This is a genomic window from Rathayibacter oskolensis, from assembly GCF_900177245.1.
GTDB lineage: Bacteria > Actinomycetota > Actinomycetes > Actinomycetales > Microbacteriaceae > Rathayibacter > Rathayibacter oskolensis.
Genome location: NZ_FXBM01000001.1, coordinates 442,546 through 460,752, shown reverse-complemented (window position 1 = coordinate 460,752; position 18,207 = coordinate 442,546). Strand labels below are relative to the sequence as shown.

Sequence of the window (18,207 nt, the reverse complement as noted above, 5' to 3'; positions counted from 1 at the left end):
TCCGGACAACGAGTAGCCGGAACTCAGGTTGAGCGAACACGCGGTCGAGGCCAAGGATGGAACGGCATTCACCCGGTCCCTTGTGACCTAGGGCGTACGAGACGAGTGGGAACAAGCAACATCCGCGTGGCATCAGCCATCGACGGTTTGCATTCCATCCCTTTTTCTAGGATGGGCGTTCCCCGCCTCTGCGCCTTTTCGCATTTAACGGCAACGCCCTCCATTCGCCTTGGAGGAACCCGCCATGAGCACCACTAAGACCGTCTGGAAGCTGTCGGAAGCCGCGACACACCCGCTCGCCGAGAAGTACGGCATCACCGAGCGCCAGTTCCGTCGCGCTGTCCAGAACAAGACCATCAGCTATGCGCGCCCCGGTGGGCTGATCGTCCTCCTGGCCGACGAGGACATCACCGAGTTCATCCTCGGCTCGCGCACCAACGTCGTGAAGCCGTGAGCGCGCCGGTATCGCCCGAGCTGCAGAAATACATCATCGCCCTCGGAGCGGAGCAGACGGGCGAGAACCAGTGGCAGGCGCGTTGCCCGAATCCGGCGCACACGGACGAGCACGCCTCTTTCGCTCTCACGGGAGGTCGCAAGAAGCCGGTGGCCGTGGAATGTCACGGCGGCTGCGACTGGGCCGACATCAAGGCTGCTCTCAGCCAGCTCGGTCTCGACGTTGGCCAGGTGATCAAACGCGCGGGGACCAGGACAAATCGCAAGGCGCCGGTGCGCCGAACCCCGCCCGCGCCCGTCGCTCCGCCGCCGCCTCTGGACGACCAGGAGAAGCCTTACGACTGGCACCAGCTGTTGATGGGCCGCCACACAAAGCCTCGTGAATTCCTCCAGAACCAACGCGGCTTGACCGAAGCCACCATCGAGCGATTCAAGCTGGGCTTCAACGGAGAGCGCATCACTATCCCGATTCGCGTCGAGGGCCATTGGGTCAACGCGAAGCTGTACAAAAGTGGTGCACAGGGTCCGAACAAGATGTTGCAGATTCCGGGCCACGGAACCGCGGTCTTGTACCCACTCGAAGTGCTCGCCGATTCCACCGCGCCCGTCATCCTCTGTGAGGGCGAACTCGACGCGCTGCTGACGTTGCAGAAAGGCGACGGGAGGTTCCTCGCGCTCACCGGCACGGGCGGTGCAGCCAACCCTCCGCGCGACCTGTCGGCGTTGGCTGGTCGTGAGGTGTTCGTGGCGTACGACGCCGACAAGGCGGGCGTCAGCGGCGCCAAGAAGGTTCAGGAGCGCTTGGTCGCCGTAGGTGCCACCGCACGCATCCTCGACCTGACCCGGCTCGGCCTGACCTACATTGAGAAGGAAGGCGAGGACCTCACCGACTACTGGATGAACCACGACGGCACCGTCGAGGCCCTGCTGGCGGAGATGGACCGGCTGCGGAGCAACGCCCCGGAGCGGTTCAAGACCGTCACCGCGGCCGACCTCGCGCAGCCCGTCCCGCCGATGGAGTGGATGGTGAAGGGTGTGTGGCCGGCAGGGTCCTACGGCGTCCTCGCGGGCGAGAAGAAGACCCTCAAGACCTACACCGCCATCTCGCTCATGCTCGCCGTCGCCAGCGGCCAGCCCTTCCTCGGAAGGTTCGAGGTCGTCACGCCGCGCCCGGTGCTGATGTACCTCGGCGAGGGCGGCAAGGGGCCAACACAGCGTCGCATCCAGCGCATCGCGGAGCACATGGGCGTCGACCTGGCGTCGTTGCCTCTCCGGATGGTGTTCGACGCGGGCGACGTGACCGGGGACGAGTTCGTCGCCGCTTTCCGCAGGGCGGTGGACGATGAGCAGCCCGGCCTCGTCATCATCGACCCGCTCTACGCCTACCACCCCGCGGGCGTCGAGGCCCAGAACCTCTACGACCGCGGCGCGATGCTGGCGCAGATCAGCCAGTCGATGCCGCCCGGGTGCGCCCTCGTGATCGCGGACCACTTCCGCAAGACGAGCGTCGGGCAGGCCCTCGACCTCGACTCCATCGCCCAGTCCGGCGTGGGTCAGTGGGCGGACTCGTGGGTGCTGATGCAGCACGACACCCCGCCGCGCGTGGACGAGGGCGACTTCTCCATCGGGGTCCAGTTCGGCTCGCGGCAGTGGGGCGGCCAGCAGTACGTCGTCGACTGGGCCTTCGGAAGGTTCGACGCGGACACCGGCGAGCACGACGGCGACCTGTCCGTCGAGGTGCGCAACGCCACCTGGGGTGCGAAGAAGTCCGGCGGCGGTGAAGGTCGCCAGAGCGCCCTCGGCGCGGCCATCCTCACCCTGGTCGAGGACTCCCCGCTGCAGTACACGAAAACTCAGGTCCGCGACGAGGTCCGGGGTTCGCAGAAGGTCGGCGTCGATTCCTTCGCCAAGGCCTGGAACGAGCTCATTTCGGCGGGTCGCTTGACTTCCGAGAAGGCGCCCGGCGAGGAGGGCGCGATGCGGGAACGGTGGCGACTTTCCGACGCCACGCCACCGCGACTCGTCTTGCCCGAGACCGATCCGGAGTCCGGTTAGGCGGAGCGGTCTCGGCGCGGAGACGACTCCGAGACGACTCCCCGGCGGAACCCATCAACCGCGCGAAAAACAACTCGTCTCCGATCAGTCTCCGCCCGAGACGACTCCCCTAGCCGGGATGTGTAGGGCGGTGCGGGGACGACGACGACGGCAAGTCGTCTCGTCCCGTCTCCGTCCCTTAGGGAGACGAGTCTGATGTGACCGAGGGTGAATAGACCCAATTCAAGAAGTCCAAAGAACTTATTCGAGAAGTTCAAAGAAGGAGTAAATACCATGAGTGATGAAGGCCAAAACGTTGGACTTTGGAATGACGGGAGAACGCCGAGTGTGCTGTGCGCTGCGCATAGGCGGAATGGCGACCCATGTAAGCGACCACCCGTCAAAGGCACGAATGTCTGCTCCACACACGGAGGGAGAGCCCCGCAGGTACGACGGAGGGCTGAACAGCGGTATGCAGAGTCCGCCGACAAGGCCGCTTACACGATGCTCCAGATCATGATGAATCCGAAGACCTCGGACCGAGACAAGATCGCCGCAGCCAAGGACCTTCTGGACAGGAACGGCTTCATCGGTAAGCAGGAGCTTTCCGTCGATATGAAGATCTCCAAGTTCGATGAGGTCGCCCGGGACATCATCATGGACATCGAGCCTCTGGAGTCGGCCTTCACCTACCACGACATCGTGGACGCCGACGAGGTGGACGACGAGCCCGAGCGGCCCGTCGCCATCGAGCCCGCTCCGCGCAACGTTCCAGCCCCGCGGACGGCGACGGACGAGGAGTGGGCCGAGGAGCAGGCCTACCACCGCCGCAACCGCACCCCCGCCCGGACCGACGCCTCAGACCCGGCGCCGCCTCGGCGGAAGGCTCCAGCCCGCCGCCCGAGCAACGTTCCGAAGATGCAGACCAGCACCGATGCGCCCCGGCAGCCCGGCCCGGTGCAGTCGAGGCGGGACACGGTCGTGCCGCCGGAGCACCCGCCCGTCGAGGCGGACCCGAGAGCCCGGGAGACGGACGGCCCGCGGAAGCGGCCGAGGGTCGCCGGGCGTCAGCCGAAGCGGTGACGGGTGGGCCAGCGGCGGGACCTATCTGGCGACCGCGACGCGGGCATGTGCGCCGCTGGCCCAGAACCCACCCATATGCCCACGAGAACCCCAGGGGCGCCCTCCGGGGTGAGCTGAGGGATTCTCTGGCCAGAGAATCGGATTCCTGACCGGGAGTTTTGATCCTGTGGGCGGCAGGCGAGAGTAACCCGAACGGTGACGTCCGTCAGCGTTCGGAAACCAAGGAGAAACCGTGATGAAGAAGCTGACCGTTGCTGAGCTGATCGACATGCTCAGCGACCTGCCCGGCGACGCCGAGGTGCGCCTCGCCTCCCAGCCGTCGTACCCGATGGAGTACGAGGCGGGCGAGCCCGTCGCCGTTACCACCGACGAGGGCTCGGTCGTGTACCTGCCCGAGGCGCGTCACGTCGGCTACCTTCCGGGCGCCGCGAGTGCAGAGCTGGGGTGGCGCTGATGCGGCTCATCGCCTATCTCCGCGTGAGCAAGGCCGACCGGCTCCGCGAGGAACGCCTCGGCCTGGAGGCCCAGCGCGCCGCCATCCTCTCCGCCGCCGAGCGCAACGGGTGGGAGATCGTCGGCTGGTACGAGGACGACGGGGTGTCCGGCAAGAGCACCGATCGCCCCGGCCTCCAGTCCGCCCTCGCCGCCCTCCGCTCGCGGAAGGGGCGGGTGGCGGACGGTCTCGTCGCTGCCAAGCTCGACCGACTGTCCCGGTCGGTGATGGACTTCGGGGACCTACTCGCCCTGTCAGCACGGCAACGCTGGGCCATCGCCGTCCTCGACTTCAACCTCGACACCAGCAGCGCCACTGGTCGGCTGATCGCGGGGATGCTCATCGGGATCGCCCAGTGGGAGCGCGAGATCATCGGCGAGCGCACTGCCGCTGCCCTGGCCGTCAAGCGCTCCGAGGGCGTCCAGCTCGGGAAGCCTTCAACCGTGCCCGCCGAGGTTGAGGCGCTCGTCCTCTCCCGTCGCGCCCAGGGCGTGTCCCTGTCTGGCATCGCCCGCCTGCTCAACGCAGAGGGCGTGCCCACCCCTGGCGGGTCGGCCCAGCGGACGCACGTTGCCGTCGGCCGCGTGGTGCAACGCGCAGCCCTCGCCGAGGAGGCTGCCTGATGGCGAACGTTCGACAGGTGGAGCGCAAGACCGGTAAGGCGTACGAGGTGCGCTGGAGAGAGCATGGGAAGGAGCGCCAGCGCACGTTCACCGTGAAGCGCGAGGCGGACCGATTCGCCTTGAGGGTGGAAGGCGAGCAAGCCGCGGGCGCGAGCACCGAGCCGTTGGCCGGGCGCGGCAAGACCTTCCAGCAGGTGCTTGACGCATCCCTGGCGGCGTCCCGCCCGCGGCTGAAGCCGACCACGTACGCGGGCTACGTGCTGCTGTACAACGCGCGCATCCTGCCCCGGTTCGGCAAGCAGCGCATCGCCGCGGTCACCTCCGAGCACGTGGAGCGGTGGGTTGCGGACCTGACGGCGGAAGGGCTCGCCACCTCGACGGTCCGCAACCACTACGTCGCGGTGTCCAAGGTTTTTCGGTACGCCGTCCGCCACCGACTCATCAGCCACAACCCCTGCGACGCGGTGCAGCTACCCCGTGCCGGCTCGGCTGAGGACTTCGCACCCGTGTTCCTGACCGCGGCCCAGGTGGAAGCCGTCGCCGTTGAGCTCGACGCCGTGCACCCCTACGGCACTGTGGTGCGCTTCGCCGCCCAGACGGGGCTCCGGTCCGCCGAGATCTCCGGCCTGCGCATCCGCGACGTGAACCTTGCGGCCGGGCACGTGGAGGTCCGCCAGACCGTGAAGCGCCTTAACGGTGCCTGGGCCGTGGGCACGCCCAAGTCCGTCCGCAGCACCCGTAACGTTCCCCTGCTCAGCCGGGCGCTCGTCGCCGAGCTGCGAGAGCTGCTGGTGGCCCACCCCGCCTCCGGCGACCCCAACGCGCTGTTCTTCCCGGGCAACGCTCACGCGTCGCGCCGCCTGGACTGGACGCAGCCGCTCGACACGGGCCGGGTGCGCCGGTACCACCTGCGCCCCACCGCGAAGCGGCTGGAGGTGGCGGACAAGATGCGCTTCCACGACCTCCGCCACACCTACGCATCGCTGATGCTCGCCGCGGGGTTCAAGCCCTACGAGGTGAGCCGGTGGATGGGGCACGGTTCCGTCGCCACCACGGACGGCATCTACGGCCACCTGTACCAGGCCGACTACAACGCGCAGATCGCCCAGTTCGAGGCCTTCGTCGCTGCCCGATGAAGCGGCCGACCTGTCATGATCGGCAACAAGACCGAGCAGCTGCACTTCAGGAAAAGGACGGACAAAATTGGCAATCCCATTCGTGGTTCCTTCTATGGCCTTCAAGAGCCGAACCGCAGCAAAAGACTACATCCGAGAGCACATTATCAAGGGGTACCCTCTCCGGCAACGGATCCCCGCCGGTACCAATCATCAGCTTCTTTCGGAAATGCTGAACCTTCACGAGAATGCAATCGATAAAATCGGACCAGGAATCGACCACTTTTACGTCGAGGAAACCTGGCGCCTTCCCGGCATGCAGGCAGTCGCTCGACACTTGCGGGCAATCGTAGTTGTTCGTACTGACGGAACATCGGTTGACTGGAGTTATTACCACGTCATCGACAACCCGACGAAAGCCGCTCAGGTGAAGACTGCGCTCGCCTTCCCCCTCGTGGATCCTCGGCTCCGTCGCCGTGACGCTGCATTTGCCACGGGCGAAGTCGTAGTCTGCGCCCTCACAGGAGACATAATCGTTCAAAAGCACCAAGCCAACACGCAACACCTCGACCCCACTTGGGAAGAGCTGACGTCAGGATTTGTTGCCCAGCACGGAGGGTGGGATGCAATTGAAACTCATAGTGGGCATGGCGCAGTCTTCATTGGTCGCGATCTCGAGGATGATGCTCTTCGCGAGGCATGGCTCGCCTACTACGAGGAACATGCCAACCCGGTATTCGTAAAGAACGAGCGACCAGAAGAACCCTTTATCTAGGATTTCTACGCGCAACGCACTCAGAACCCCGCGGCGATGGGCTGTCGCAGCGGGGTTCTGTCGTTGGCCGGGCTAGCGCTTGCGGCGTCGGCCCCGTCGCTTTCGCGCGGTTCGTAGACGCTCCTCGTGCTGGCGTTCCGCTCCCGACCGGCGAGCCCATGCAATCGCGACGAAGACAACGCCGAGCAGGGTCACCATCACAGCCATCCAGACGAAGCCCGTGAACCCCTCTGGAAGCGGCTCGTCCTCCATGATGAACCAGATCAGCACGCCCTCGACAGCGGTCACGATCACAGTCTGGGTCGCGAATAAGAACCGTTCGGGCGGCTCGATCCTCCAACCCAGCAAGATCGGACCCAGCACGCCTGCGACAAGCAGCGCAGGGAGGATCTGGGCGATTGCGACTGTTGCTTCGAAGCTCATCGCCCAGGCCGGGCTAGCGCGGCTCCCACACCGTCACCGATCGCACGTCCTCGACCTCGTCGTCATCGGCTGACTCGAAAGGGTCGCCCCGTCCGACGACGCTGTCCTTCGGGTCGATCTTTCGAGGCGCGTTCTCCGCCAGCGTGAGCTTCTCGACGCGCTCCTCGTATCGAGGGGCTTCGAGCGCCGCGGTGAGTATCCCGAAGCCGCCGCCACCTACACCGCCCACATTGACGGTGCGGGAGCGAAACGTTCTCGCGAGCGTCATGCGCGGTGCTACCTGCACCGCACGGACGACGATCTTCACGACGCGGAGACTCCCCAGGTCGCTGTCCTCGTCGTCCGGGTCAGTTACGCCAATCAGCGCGCCGTCAAGGATCGCAAAGTACATCCCCTCCTCGATGCCGTGGTCGCTACCGCGGTTGAGGATGACCTCGCGGTCACTTACTACTTCGGCGACCTTGCCGCGAATTCGTTCATCATGCACAACCAGGTCAGACATCGTTCTCCTTCTCGGCGAGGCGCTGGAACAATTCGCGGCTCTTGACCCTGTCTTCCTCGTAGCTCGCTACGGAGCCAGGTGCGACGCCCTCCCATTGGACCATCGACATGCGGATGTCCGTGACAATCTGAGCGAGATCCAGTTGCACGGACAGGAGCCCCGTCTGAGTCCGCGCCTCCTTCGAGGCGGTCAACACCTGAGCGACGATCTGATTCGCGTCGGCCGTCGACTGTGAGATGTTCCCCAGGCCACGAATGGCGGCGAGCGCACGAGGTGAGGGGTCCGTGGCAACGGGTTGGAACTGCAGCGCGACACCGACCAACGTTCCGATGACCGTCGACAGAGCGACGAGAGCACCAGCCCAGGGATTCGCGGTGTTCGTCGCGAAGCCGATCACGATGATCACCACGCAACCCACGAGGGCGACGTACTGCTTCCATCCGAGGACGATTTGGCCGTTGCCGATGCGGAACGTGCGCGGGGCTTTCGCGGGCGCCTCGGTCATGGCTCGACTGTAACCGAACGCGGCGTTCATTCAGCGCCGCGGGGTTTCGGAGGGGATTGCCTCCTGGACGACCCTGGCCGGCAAGCGAGCCGACCCTAGCGGATCCCAGTGTTTACGCGGCGGAGGGCGTGGGATTCGAACCCACGAGACATCTCTGCCCACCAGTTTTCAAGACTGGCTCCATCGGCCGCTCGGACAGCCCTCCCTGCCGCTCCCCGCGGGGAGAGACAGTCGATAGTAACCGACGGGCTCATCCGGGCGCCGGGCGCGTCAGCGCAGCGCCCCCAGCGCCGCCGCCACGCCGTCCTCGTGCACCGGAGGCACGACGGCCGAGGCGACCGCCTGCACCTCCTCCGGAGCCTGCCCCATCGCGAGGCCCGACCCCTCCGCGGCCGCCCACGTGAGCATCTCGATGTCGTTGCGGCCGTCGCCGACCGCGACGACGTCGGCGCGGTCGATGCCGAGCTCCTGACGCACCAGCTCGAGGGCCGTCGACTTGTTGACTCCGTGCGGGGCGATGTCGAGCCACGCGGTCCAGCCGATCGCGTAGCTGACCTGGTGCAGACCCATCTGCTCGACGAGGCCCGAGAACTCGTCGATGCCGGTCTCGGGCGAGATGACGACCACGCGGGTGCAGAGCCGGCCGAGCAGCTCCTCGAACGGCACGTGCGTCGTCTCGACGCCCATCACCGCTCCCCCGGGGAACGCCTCGGTGTAGAAGAAGGCGCCCTCGGCGTCCTCGACGGCGTAGTGCGCATCGGGGAGGAAGCGCCGGATGTTCTGCAGCACCTCGGAGGGGTCGAACGTCTCGACGACGTCGGGTCGGTAGCCGCCGACCGCGTCGTCGTCGCGGCGGAGCGTCACCGCGCCGTTGCAGCAGACGACGTACTCGGGAGCGATGCCGAGCCGGGCCACCACGGGGAGCGTCGACGCGGGCGAGCGCCCGGTCGCCAGCATCACCTCGTCGCCCTCGGCGACAGCGCGCGCGATCGCCTCGGTCACGGCCTCGGTGATCGTGCCGTCCTCGTGCATGACGGTGCCGTCGATGTCGAGGGCGATCAGTCGGCGCCCGGAGACGCGGGGCGCGCTCATGCGGTCGTGACCGGCTCGAGGACCTCGAGCCCGCCGAGGTGCGGGCGCAGCACCTCCGGCACCAGCACCGAGCCGTCGGCGCGCTGGTGCGTCTCGAGCAGGGCCACGATCCAGCGGGTCGTCGCGAGGGTGCCGTTCAGGGTGGCGACCGGAGCCGTCTTCCCCGACTCGGTGCGGTAGCGCGTGTCGAGGCGGCGGGCCTGGAACGTGGTGCAGTTCGAGGTCGACGTGAGCTCCCGGTACGAGTCCTGCGTCGGCACCCAGGCCTCGACGTCGAACTTGCGGGCGGCGCTCTGACCGAGATCGCCCGCGGCGACGTCGATGACGCGGTAGTGCAGCCCGAGGCTCTGCAGCATCGCCTCCTGGTGCGCGACCAGGCGCTCGTGCTCGGCCTCCGCCTCCTCCGGGAGTGCGTAGACGAACATCTCGAGCTTCGAGAACTGGTGCACGCGGATGATGCCGCGGGTGTCGCGCCCGCCCGATCCCGCCTCACGGCGGTAGCAGGTGCTCCAGCCCGCGTAGCGCTTGGGGCCGGCCGACAGGTCGAGGATCTCGTCGCTGTGGTACCCGGCGAGCGCCACCTCGCTGGTGCCGGTGAGGTAGAGGTCGTCGTCGCGGAGGCGGTAGACCTCGTCGTCGTGCTCGCCGAGGAACCCGGTGCCGTCCATGATCTCGGGGCGCACCAGCGTCGGCGTGATCATCGGCGTGAAGCCCGCCTCGAGCGCGCGCTCGAGGCCGAGGTTCATCAGGGCGATCTCGAGCCGGGCGACGAGCCCCTTCAGGAAGTAGAAGCGGGCGCCGCTGACCTTGGCGCCGCGCTGCATGTCGATGCCGTCGAGCAGCTCGCCGATCTCGAGGTGGTCGCGGGGCGCGAAGTCGAACACGGGTCGCTCGCCGACGGTGCGCAGCAGGTCGAACGACTCCTCGCCGCCGGCCGGCACGCCGTCGATGATCGGGTTCGCGATGCGCCTGACGAGCGAGGTGAAGCGCTCGTCGGCCTCCGCAGCCTCGGACTGCGCCGCCTTGGCGCCTGCGGCGAGGCGCTGGGCCTCGGCGACGAGGGCCGCCTTCTCGTCCTTCGGAGCCTTCGCGACGGTCTTGCCGAAGGCGTTCTGCTCGGCACGCAGCCGCTCCGCCTCCGTGATCGCCGACCGGCGCACGCGATCGGCCTCGAGCGCCTCGTCGACGAGCTCGACGGAGTCGCCGCGCGCCTCCTGCGAGCGCTTCAGGACGTCCGGGTTCTCGCGCAGAAGTACGGGATCAATCACCCCAGCAGTGTAGACGGGCGCATCGACCCGCCCGCGGCACCTGACCATCCGCCCCGAGGGCCGAACCGTCGGCGGCGGGGCTGCGAACACTCCTCGACACCCCGCCCCACCCGAGGAAAGCGCATCCGCCCCATGACCCACCCGAACCCCGCGGCCGACCGGCCCCTCCCCGTGCGCGTCGAGCGCGACGGCCCCGTCGCCCGGATCCTCCTCGACCGCCCCGACGCGCTGAATGCGATCGACCTCGGCACCGCCCGCCTGCTGCTGAGCGCGGTGCTCGAGCTCCGCGCGCCCGATTCGAGCTGCTCGGTGATCGTCGTCGAGTCGACGGGCCGGGCGTTCTGCACCGGAGGCGACGTCTCGGCGATCATGAGCGCCCCGCGTCCCGACCACTACCTGCGCGACCTCGCGACGACCGCGGCGGAGGCGTTCCACCTCCTCGAGACGAGTGGCGCCGTGGTCGTCTGCGCGATCGACGGGATGACGGCGGGTGCGGGCATCGCCTTCGCGCTCGCGGCCGACATCGTGATCGCGACTCCCGCGGCCGTCTTCCTCAGCGCCTACGGCGACGTCGGCCTCGTCCCCGACTGCGGGGTGACCGACTCCCTCCCCCGCGCGATCGGGCGTCGTCGTGCGCTCGACTTCGTGCTCACGGGCCGGCCCGTCCGCGCGAGCGAGGCGCTGGAGTGGCAGCTCGTCACCGAGGTCGTCCCGCGGTCGGAGCTCACGGAGCGGGTGCGCGAGCGGGTCCAGGCGCTCGCCGCTCGCCCCCCGCACGTGGCCGCGGCCGCCAAGCGGCTGCTCCGCACCGATGCGGCGCACCGCGTCGAGCGCTCGGCCGAGGAGACCGACGTGCTGGTCGAGCTGCTGGCCGTCCCCGCGACCCGTGCGCTGATGGACGCGGAGCACGAGCGGCAGCGCCGTCGCGCCGCGCGGCCCCGGCGGACCGCCGCGCGGGTGTAGCCCCAGGCGCCTCCCGCTAGCGTGACCGGCATGACCCCGACCGGACCACGACGAGCGGCCGTCGTCGCCAATCCCACGAAGGGCGACCAGGCCCGCCTCCGCCGCCTCGTGACCGCGGCGGAGGAGGCGCACGGCTGGGAGCCGACGGTCTGGTTCGAGACGACGCCGTCGGAGCCGGGCGGCACGCAGGCCAGGGCGGCCGCCGCCTCCGGGGTCGACGTCGTCCTCGCGGTCGGCGGTGACGGCACCGTGCGCGCGGTGGCGGAGGGCCTGCGCGGATCGGGCACGGCCCTGGCGGTCGTCCCGTTCGGCACCGGCAACCTGCTCGTGCGCAACCTCGGTCTGCCGCTGGGGTTCGAGGAGTCGGTGCGCATCGCGTTCGACGGGCACGAACGCCGCATCGACACCGGAGTGGCCACCCTCGAGCGCCCCGACGGCACGCCCCACGAGCACGCCTTCGTCGTGATGGCGGGGCTCGGCATCGACGCGAAGATGATCGCGAAGACGAGCACGAAGCTCAAGAAGGCGGTCGGCTGGCTGGCCTACGTCGACGGCGGGATGCGCGCGCTCGCCGAGCTCCAGCCGGTCCGGCTGCGCTACTCGCTCGACGGGTCGCCCTCGCGCTCGGTGTCGGCGCACTCCGTGATGGTCGGCAACTGCGGCGTGCTGCCCGGCGGGATCCTGCTCATCCCCGAGGCCGTGCCCGACGACGGCGTGCTCGACATCGTCGCCCTGCGGCCGCGCGGTCCGTTCGGCTGGCTGAAGGTCTGGAACACCCTCACCTGGGAGAACGGGGTCCTGCGCCGCTCCGCCGCGGGTCGGAAGCTGATCGACCTGCGCAAGGACGCGCGCGACGTCACCTATCTCCGCGGCGGGGACATCCGGATCCGCATGGAGGAGGCGCAGGAGATCCAGCTCGACGGCGACGGCTTCGGTCTCGCGTCCGCGGTCCGGATCCGGGTCGACCCGGGGTCACTGCTGGTGCGGACCGCGGACGCGGACTGACCGCGTCACGGCGCGACGGCCAGACCCTCCAGATCGCGCAGCGACGCGACTCCCGACTGCTTCAGCATCACCCGGAACTCGTCGCCGAGCAGCGCCAGCAGCGCGGCCACCTCGTCGGCTCCGCCCACGGCGAGCGCCCAGAGCAGCGGTCGTCCGACGAAGGCGGCGCGGGCTCCGAGGGCGAGGGCGGCGAGCACGTGGCGCCCCGACCGCACTCCGCTGTCGACGAAGACCTCGGCGTCGCGGCCGACGGCGTCGACCACCTCGGCGAGGGCGCCGACCGCGGTGACGGAGCCGTCCATCCGCCTCCCGCCGTGCGTCGAGACGATCACCCCGGAGGCGCCCGCGTCGACCGCGCGCCGCGCGTCCTCGCCGCGCAGCACGCCCTTGACCAGCACGGGCAGTCCTGAGACGGCGGCGAGCCCGCCGATGTCGTCGAGACCCGGATTGGGGATCGGCTGCCCCAGCACGCGCTCGCGCTCCGCCTCGGTCAGGTTGCCGAGACGCGCGCGGCCCGGGATGTCGGGCCAGCCGAGAGGTTCGATCCCGGGGCGGTCCCCGCGCAGCACCGGCATCTCGACCGTCAGCATCAGTGCGCGCGCACCGGCGGAGGCGGCGCGCTCGACCAGCGCCCGCGTCACCTCGGGATCGGAGAGCAGGTACACCTGGAACCACCACGGCGCCCCCTCCGCCGCGATGCGCTCGAAGGGCAGGGCCGTGTTGGTCGAGACGCCGAGGAGCGTGCCGGCGCGCGCCGCCGCCTCCGCCATCGCGATCTCGCCCCGCGGGTCGGCCGCCACCTGCTGCGCCATCGGCGCGATGAGCAGCGGAGTCGCGACGCTCGTGCCGAGGACGGTGGTCGTCGTCGACGCGTCCAGAGCGCCGCGCAGAGCGGCCGGGCGGAAGCGGACGGCGTCCCACGCGGCCAGATCGGCGTCGCGCTCGAGGTGTCCGCCCGCGACGGCGCCGTAGTAGTCGGCGACGTACCAGGGCAGCGCCTCGCGGGCGCGCTCCTCGAGCTCGCCGATGCGTCTGCGTGACTCCGCGCTGCCGGCGGTCATCGGCGGCCTCCCCTTCGACGTCGGGCGGTCGTCGGCCCGTCGCGCCTCGACCCTAGCCGCGGGCGGGCGCTCGGGGCCGAACTCGGCTACGGTGGGTGCCGCGAAGGGGAGTAGTTCCCACCGTCCGCAGTGCGGACGACGAGTGCACGTCGACATGCTGGTCCGGGACGATCCGGGCCCGGCGCGCCACCCGGATCCGGATCGGATGCGGGCGAACGAGACCTTCGGCCAGTCGACGCACGTCCTGGCCGGTCCTCTCGCGCGGGTCGGCGGGCCCGATCCCAGGAGATCCCATGGCGAGTACCGCTCCGGACCCCACCCCGACGCAGATCCGGCGCTGGCGGCGCTATCTCGCCGACGAGCTCGCCGAGGCGGCGACCTACCGCGACCTCGCGAAGCGCCGCACCGGCGAGGAGCGCGAGATCCTGCTCTCGCTCGCGGCGGCCGAGGGCAGGCACGAGGAGCACTGGCGGGAGCTCCTCGGCCCGGCGGCCGAGCCCTCGCCCCGCCCCGACGCCCGCACCCGCCTGCTCGGCTTCCTCACCCGGCGCTTCGGCTCGGTCTTCGTGCTCGCGCTGATCCAGCGGGCGGAGGCGCGCTCGCCCTACGCCGACGACGACGACGCGACCGAGGCCATGGCGGCCGACGAGCGCATCCACGGCGAGGTGGTGCGCGGACTCGCCGAGCGCGGTCGCAGCCGGCTCTCGGGCACCTTCCGCGCCGCGGTCTTCGGAGCGAACGACGGGCTGGTCTCGAACCTCGCCCTGGTCCTCGGTGTCGGGGCGAGCGGTGTCGCGACGAGCGTCGTACTCTTCACCGGCATCGCTGGCCTGCTCGCGGGCGCCCTCTCGATGGGGGCGGGAGAGTTCGTCTCGGTGCGGTCGCAGCGCGAGCTGCTCTCGGCCTCCCACCCCGACCTCGACACGAACCGGGTCGTCCCCGACCTCGACGTCGACGCCAACGAGCTCGCCCTGGTCTACCGCGCCCGCGGGATGACGCAGGAGCAGGCCGACGCGCGGGCCGCCTCCGTCTTCACGGGCCTGCGCGGAGGAGCGGCGCCCACCTCGCCGATCACGATCGGCGGACCGAAGGCCGACCCGTCGATCGACGAGCACGAGTCGATCGGCACGGGCATGGGCGCCGCCCTCTCGAGCTTCTGCTTCTTCGCCTCGGGAGCGATCATCCCGGTCCTCCCCTACCTGCTGGGACTGTCGGGACTCACCGCCGTGATCGTCGCCTCGGTGCTGGTCGGCCTGGCGCTCCTCGCGACCGGCGCGATCGTCGGGCTGCTCTCGGGGGCGCCACCCCTCGCACGCGCCCTGCGCCAGCTCGGGATCGGCTACGGAGCGGCTCTGGTCACCTACCTGCTCGGGCTGCTGTTCGGCGCGTCCGGAGTCTGATCGACGTCGGCCGGGTCGCTCGACGGAGCGGGTCGTCCCCGCCAGCGCAGGGCCGCGACCGCGATGGTCAGCAGCATCGAGCCGGGCAGGCAGCCCAGGAGCGGGATCGAGGCGTAGTAGAGGATCTGCCGCTGGATCCAGGCGGGCGACGGGGTGTCGGAGTCGCCGTAGTAGGAGGCGGGCGGCGACGAGTAGCCGGTGTAGAGGACGAACAGGCCCAGCGCGCTCCCCGCGAGACCGGCGAGCAGCAGGGCGAGCAGCCACGGGTTGCGCAGCAGCGGGGCGTTCTCCGCCGCCGGGGCCGGCGGGCGCGGCTCGTCCGCGGCGACGTCCGCGAGCGGCTCCCAGGGGGTGTCCGGTCCGGTCGGCAGCGCGGCGGGCTGCGATCCCCGGGCGGCGAGGGAGCGGGCGTCGTCTCCCAGGGCGGCGCGTCCTGCGCCGGAGAGCTCGGGGGGCGCGGCTCGGCGCGACCGCCGGGTCTCGGCGACGGCGGCGATCTGCGGGAGGCCCGCGACGCTCGGCCCCCTGCGGCTTGACTCGCGCATCGACTCGGGGCGCATCGACTCCGGGCGCACCGGCCCGGTCCCCGGCCGGGCGAAGGCGCGCTCGTCCCCGCGCACCCGGTCGACTCCGCCCGCGAAACCGCGCTGGAACGCGGCGTCGTAGCGCGGGTCGACCCGCTTCTGCTCGACCCTCTGGTCGGCACCGTCCCGATCAGTCATCATCGACCTCCGGCTCTCCGCTCAGGATCCCGCGCAGCCAGTCGCGGGCCTCGATGAACACCTCGTCGTCGTAGCGTCGCACGTACGAGACCGGACGGCGATCCGCACGGGGATACGAGCCGAGGAAGATCACCCGCGGGCTGTACCGGCGCAGCCCCATCAGGGCGTCGGCGACGCGCTCGTCGTGGGCGTGGCCGTCGAGGTCGATCACGAAGCGGTAGCGGCCCAGGGCGTCGCCGATCGGCCGCGACTGGATCATGCTCAGGTTCACGCCGCGGGTCGCGAACTGCTCGAGCATGTCGAGCAGCGCACCCGGCTCGTCGGCGGGCAGCTCGGCGATGACACTGGTCTTGTCGGCTCCGGTCGGCGCGGGCAGCAGCGTCGAGCGCGAGACGTGCACGAAGCGCGTGACCGCGTTCGGGTTGTCGCCGATCCTCTCGGCCAGCACCTCGACGTCGTGGTGGGCGACGATCCCCGGAGGCGCGATCGCGGCCTGGGCGGGCGCCCCCTCGAGCAGATCGATGGTGGCCTGCACGTTGCTCGACGCCGGGAGGTACTCGTGGCTCGGGAGCTCGCGGTCGAGCCACTGCCGGCACTGGCCGTAGGCGACCGGGTGCGCGGCGACGACCCGCACGTCCTCGAGTCGGGTGCCGGGGCGGCCGACGAGGATGAACGACACCGGCACGAGGTACTCGCCGACGATCCGCAGACCCGGGATCTTCGCGAGGGCGTCCTGGGCGGCGGTGACGCCTCCCTCGACCGAGTTCTCGATCGCGATGACGGCGCCGTGGCTGCGGCCCGAGACCAGATCGCCCAGCGCCTCCCCCACGTTGCCGACGCTGCGCCACTGGTGGCCGCGCGCCTCCGGGACCTGCGCGAGAGCCGCCTCCGTGAAGGTGCCGGAGGGCCCGAGATAGCTGTAGACGCGGGTCTCGGAGGCGGGGGTCTCGGAGGCGCTGTCGGACATGGCGGACAGCCTAGCCAGCCCCGCCGGGCCGGTACCGCCGCGGGGGTGCGGGCTGACACTATGGTCGTCATGACCGATCGCGCAGGGAAGCCGGCACAGGCCTCCGATCTCATCGACGTCGAAGCCCTCGTGAGGGCCTACTACGACAACAAGCCCGACGTGTCCGATCCGCTGCAGAAGGTGGTCTTCGGGACCTCCGGGCACCGCGGGTCCGCGTTCGACACGGCCTTCAACGAGGACCACATCCTGGCGGTGACGCAGGCGATCGTCGAGTACCGCACCGAGCAGGGGATCACCGGTCCGCTGTTCATCGGAGCCGACACCCACGGTCTCTCGCGCCCCGCGCTGACCACCGCGCTCGAGGTGCTCGTCGCCAACCGGGTGCGGGTGCTCGTCGACGAGTTCGACGACTTCGTGCCCACGCCCGCGCTCAGCCATGCGATCCTCCGCTACAACAACGACCCCTCGCACACCGACCGGGCCGACGGCATCGTGGTCACCCCGTCGCACAACCCGCCGCGCGACGGCGGCTTCAAGTACAACCCGCCGCACGGCGGCCCGGCCGACTCAGACGCCACGACCTGGATCGCGAACCGCGCCAACGAGTTGATCGCCGACGGCAACCGCGACGTCAAGTCGGCGGAGCCGAGCGCCGTCGAGACGTACGACTACCGCACCCACTACGTCGCGGACCTGAAGAACATCATCGACATCGACGCGATCAAGAAGGCGGGCGTCCGCATCGGAGCGGACCCGCTGGGCGGCGCCTCCGTGCACTACTGGCAGCTCATCGCCGAGATGTACGAGCTCGACCTGACCGTCGTCAACGGCGAGGTCGACCCGGCGTGGGGCTTCATGACCCTCGACTGGGACGGCAAGATCCGGATGGACCCGTCGTCTCCGAGCGCGATGGCCTCGGTCGTCGCCCGGGCGGGCGACTTCGACATCCTGACCGGCAACGACGCCGACGCCGACCGCCACGGCATCGTCACTCCCGACGGCGGGCTGATGAACCCCAACCACTACCTCGCGGTGGCGATCGACTACCTCTACCGCAACCGCTCCGGCTGGCGCGAGGACGCGGCGATCGGCAAGACGCTGGTGTCGTCGTCGATCATCGACCGGGTCGCCGAGTCGCTCGGGCGGCGCCTCTGGGAGGTGCCGGTCGGCTTCAAATGGTTCGTCCCGGGTCTCGTCGACGGCTCGGTCGGGTTCGGCGGCGAGGAGTCGGCCGGTGCGTCGTTCCTCCGCTTCGACGGTACGGTCTGGACCACCGACAAGGACGGCATCCTGCTCGCGCTGCTCGCCTCCGAGATCGTGGCCGTCACGGGCAAGAGCCCGTCGGCGCTGTACCGCGAGCTGACCGAGCGGTTCGGCGACCCGGTCTACGAGCGCGTCGACGCCGTCGCGACCAAGGCGCAGAAGGCGGCGCTCGGCAAGCTCGACGGCGACGCCATCTCGGCGACGACCCTGGCCGGCGAGGAGATCGTCGCGAAGCTCTCGAAGGCTCCGGGCAACGGGGCAGCGGTCGGAGGCGTCAAGGTCGTCAGCGAGAACGCGTGGTTCGCCGCGCGGCCCTCGGGCACCGAGGACGTCTACAAGATCTACGCCGAGAGCTTCCTCGGCCTCGAGCACCTGCACGAGGTGCAGGCCGAGGCCCGCACGATCGTCGACGGCGCCCTCGGCTCGTAGGCTCTCCGCTTCCTCAGTTGCCCGGAAGGGC

Annotated in this window: 19 protein-coding genes, 1 tRNA gene and 1 pseudogene; 12 read left to right on the top strand and 9 right to left on the bottom strand. The window is 69.8% G+C overall.

The features are described 5' to 3' along the window. Positions 1–244 precede the first annotated feature (244 nt). The 8 genes and pseudogenes from B9Y99_RS02290 to B9Y99_RS02260 all read left to right on the top strand — a co-directional run bounded on the left by B9Y99_RS02290 (position 245) and on the right by B9Y99_RS02260 (position 6,576). Entirely contained in the window at positions 245–454 is a 210-nt protein-coding gene (locus tag B9Y99_RS02290) for a hypothetical protein (RefSeq protein WP_085474981.1), read from the top strand. Then, positions 451–2,508, top strand: a complete 2,058-nt coding sequence (locus tag B9Y99_RS02285; protein ID WP_085474980.1) for an AAA family ATPase — start codon at positions 451–453, stop codon at positions 2,506–2,508. Before B9Y99_RS02290 ends, B9Y99_RS02285 begins: the two co-directional genes overlap by 4 nt. Before the next feature lie 273 nt (positions 2,509–2,781). Beyond that, positions 2,782–2,916 (top strand): annotated as a pseudogene (locus B9Y99_RS19420) (hypothetical protein); the annotation flags it as partial. 87 nt (positions 2,917–3,003) lie between these two features. Then, the gene (locus B9Y99_RS02280) at positions 3,004–3,570 is read left to right on the top strand and encodes a hypothetical protein (RefSeq protein WP_208856878.1); all 567 of its coding nucleotides are present in this window, start codon (positions 3,004–3,006) and stop codon (positions 3,568–3,570) included. A gap of 232 nt (positions 3,571–3,802) precedes the next feature. Continuing rightward, on the top strand, positions 3,803–4,024 hold the full coding sequence (locus B9Y99_RS02275; RefSeq protein ID WP_129587861.1) for a hypothetical protein: 222 nt from the start codon (positions 3,803–3,805) through the stop codon (positions 4,022–4,024). After that, positions 4,024–4,686, top strand: coding sequence for a recombinase family protein (locus B9Y99_RS02270; RefSeq protein ID WP_129587860.1), 663 nt, complete (start codon positions 4,024–4,026; stop codon positions 4,684–4,686). The genes B9Y99_RS02275 and B9Y99_RS02270 overlap by 1 nt, the downstream gene beginning before the upstream one ends. After that, positions 4,686–5,822 (top strand): tyrosine-type recombinase/integrase, encoded by a 1,137-nt coding sequence (locus tag B9Y99_RS02265; protein ID WP_085474976.1) that lies wholly within the window; start codon positions 4,686–4,688, stop codon positions 5,820–5,822. Before B9Y99_RS02270 ends, B9Y99_RS02265 begins: the two co-directional genes overlap by 1 nt. Before the next feature lie 94 nt (positions 5,823–5,916). After that, complete coding sequence (locus tag B9Y99_RS02260; protein WP_085474975.1) at positions 5,917–6,576, top strand: DUF3223 domain-containing protein; 660 nt, start codon at positions 5,917–5,919, stop codon at positions 6,574–6,576. A 72-nt stretch (positions 6,577–6,648) separates the two neighbouring features. On the opposite strand, the gene B9Y99_RS02255 is transcribed toward B9Y99_RS02260, so the two are convergent. From B9Y99_RS02255 to serS, 6 genes are all read right to left on the bottom strand, one after another. Next, entirely contained in the window at positions 6,649–6,999 is a 351-nt protein-coding gene (locus B9Y99_RS02255; protein WP_085474974.1) for a hypothetical protein, read from the bottom strand. 13 nt (positions 7,000–7,012) lie between these two features. Then, the gene (locus B9Y99_RS02250) at positions 7,013–7,501 is read right to left on the bottom strand and encodes a hypothetical protein (RefSeq protein WP_085474973.1); all 489 of its coding nucleotides are present in this window, start codon (positions 7,499–7,501) and stop codon (positions 7,013–7,015) included. Then, on the bottom strand, positions 7,494–8,006 hold the full coding sequence (locus B9Y99_RS02245; RefSeq protein WP_085474972.1) for an MDR/zinc-dependent alcohol dehydrogenase-like family protein: 513 nt from the start codon (positions 8,004–8,006) through the stop codon (positions 7,494–7,496). Before B9Y99_RS02245 ends, B9Y99_RS02250 begins: the two co-directional genes overlap by 8 nt. 120 nt (positions 8,007–8,126) lie before the next feature. Then, positions 8,127–8,211, bottom strand: a tRNA-Ser gene (locus B9Y99_RS02240). A gap of 65 nt (positions 8,212–8,276) precedes the next feature. Next, positions 8,277–9,098, bottom strand: a complete 822-nt coding sequence (locus tag B9Y99_RS02235) for an HAD family hydrolase (protein ID WP_085474971.1) — start codon at positions 9,096–9,098, stop codon at positions 8,277–8,279. Further along, positions 9,095–10,366, bottom strand: a complete 1,272-nt coding sequence (gene serS / locus B9Y99_RS02230) for a serine--tRNA ligase (RefSeq protein ID WP_085474970.1) — start codon at positions 10,364–10,366, stop codon at positions 9,095–9,097. The genes B9Y99_RS02235 and serS overlap by 4 nt, the downstream gene beginning before the upstream one ends. A gap of 132 nt (positions 10,367–10,498) precedes the next feature. Here serS and B9Y99_RS02225 point away from each other — a divergent pair, with 132 nt between their 5' ends. After that, entirely contained in the window at positions 10,499–11,329 is an 831-nt protein-coding gene (locus B9Y99_RS02225) for an enoyl-CoA hydratase/isomerase family protein (RefSeq protein WP_085474969.1), read from the top strand. 30 nt (positions 11,330–11,359) lie between these two features. Then, a complete protein-coding gene (locus B9Y99_RS02220; protein ID WP_085474968.1) occupies positions 11,360–12,334 on the top strand; it encodes a diacylglycerol/lipid kinase family protein in 975 nt (324 codons plus the stop codon). Between the two features lie 5 nt (positions 12,335–12,339). On the opposite strand, the gene B9Y99_RS02215 is transcribed toward B9Y99_RS02220, so the two are convergent. Then, entirely contained in the window at positions 12,340–13,395 is a 1,056-nt protein-coding gene (locus B9Y99_RS02215) for an alpha-hydroxy-acid oxidizing protein (protein ID WP_165759513.1), read from the bottom strand. Between the two features lie 293 nt (positions 13,396–13,688). Here B9Y99_RS02215 and B9Y99_RS02210 point away from each other — a divergent pair, with 293 nt between their 5' ends. After that, positions 13,689–14,795, top strand: coding sequence for a VIT1/CCC1 transporter family protein (locus B9Y99_RS02210; RefSeq protein ID WP_085474966.1), 1,107 nt, complete (start codon positions 13,689–13,691; stop codon positions 14,793–14,795). Here B9Y99_RS02210 and B9Y99_RS02205 read toward each other — a convergent pair. Beyond that, on the bottom strand, positions 14,756–15,517 hold the full coding sequence (locus B9Y99_RS02205; RefSeq protein WP_085474965.1) for a hypothetical protein: 762 nt from the start codon (positions 15,515–15,517) through the stop codon (positions 14,756–14,758). The two genes, B9Y99_RS02210 and B9Y99_RS02205, sit on opposite strands and share 40 nt — an antisense overlap. Then, positions 15,510–16,484 (bottom strand): prephenate dehydratase, encoded by a 975-nt coding sequence (gene pheA, locus B9Y99_RS02200; RefSeq protein ID WP_208856876.1) that lies wholly within the window; start codon positions 16,482–16,484, stop codon positions 15,510–15,512. Before pheA ends, B9Y99_RS02205 begins: the two co-directional genes overlap by 8 nt. Positions 16,485–16,553: 69 nt before the next feature. Here pheA and pgm point away from each other — a divergent pair, with 69 nt between their 5' ends. After that, positions 16,554–18,176 (top strand): phosphoglucomutase (alpha-D-glucose-1,6-bisphosphate-dependent), encoded by a 1,623-nt coding sequence (gene pgm, locus B9Y99_RS02195; RefSeq protein WP_085474964.1) that lies wholly within the window; start codon positions 16,554–16,556, stop codon positions 18,174–18,176. Positions 18,177–18,207: the final 31 nt, after the last annotated feature.

Coding starts and splice junctions, on each gene's coding strand:
- B9Y99_RS02290 (WP_085474981.1), top strand. CDS start 245: ATGAGCACCACTAAGACCGTCTGGAAGCTGTCGGAAGCCGCGACACAC.
- B9Y99_RS02280 (WP_208856878.1), top strand. CDS start 3,004: ATGATGAATCCGAAGACCTCGGACCGAGACAAGATCGCCGCAGCCAAG.
- B9Y99_RS02270 (WP_129587860.1), top strand. CDS start 4,024: ATGCGGCTCATCGCCTATCTCCGCGTGAGCAAGGCCGACCGGCTCCGC.
- B9Y99_RS02265 (WP_085474976.1), top strand. CDS start 4,686: ATGGCGAACGTTCGACAGGTGGAGCGCAAGACCGGTAAGGCGTACGAG.
- B9Y99_RS02260 (WP_085474975.1), top strand. CDS start 5,917: ATGGCCTTCAAGAGCCGAACCGCAGCAAAAGACTACATCCGAGAGCAC.
- B9Y99_RS02255 (WP_085474974.1), bottom strand. CDS start 6,999: ATGAGCTTCGAAGCAACAGTCGCAATCGCCCAGATCCTCCCTGCGCTG.
- B9Y99_RS02250 (WP_085474973.1), bottom strand. CDS start 7,501: ATGTCTGACCTGGTTGTGCATGATGAACGAATTCGCGGCAAGGTCGCC.
- B9Y99_RS02245 (WP_085474972.1), bottom strand. CDS start 8,006: ATGACCGAGGCGCCCGCGAAAGCCCCGCGCACGTTCCGCATCGGCAAC.
- B9Y99_RS02235 (WP_085474971.1), bottom strand. CDS start 9,098: ATGAGCGCGCCCCGCGTCTCCGGGCGCCGACTGATCGCCCTCGACATC.
- B9Y99_RS02225 (WP_085474969.1), top strand. CDS start 10,499: ATGACCCACCCGAACCCCGCGGCCGACCGGCCCCTCCCCGTGCGCGTC.
- B9Y99_RS02220 (WP_085474968.1), top strand. CDS start 11,360: ATGACCCCGACCGGACCACGACGAGCGGCCGTCGTCGCCAATCCCACG.
- B9Y99_RS02215 (WP_165759513.1), bottom strand. CDS start 13,395: ATGACCGCCGGCAGCGCGGAGTCACGCAGACGCATCGGCGAGCTCGAG.
- B9Y99_RS02210 (WP_085474966.1), top strand. CDS start 13,689: ATGGCGAGTACCGCTCCGGACCCCACCCCGACGCAGATCCGGCGCTGG.
- B9Y99_RS02205 (WP_085474965.1), bottom strand. CDS start 15,517: ATGACTGATCGGGACGGTGCCGACCAGAGGGTCGAGCAGAAGCGGGTC.
- pheA (WP_208856876.1), bottom strand. CDS start 16,484: ATGTCCGACAGCGCCTCCGAGACCCCCGCCTCCGAGACCCGCGTCTAC.
- pgm (WP_085474964.1), top strand. CDS start 16,554: ATGACCGATCGCGCAGGGAAGCCGGCACAGGCCTCCGATCTCATCGAC.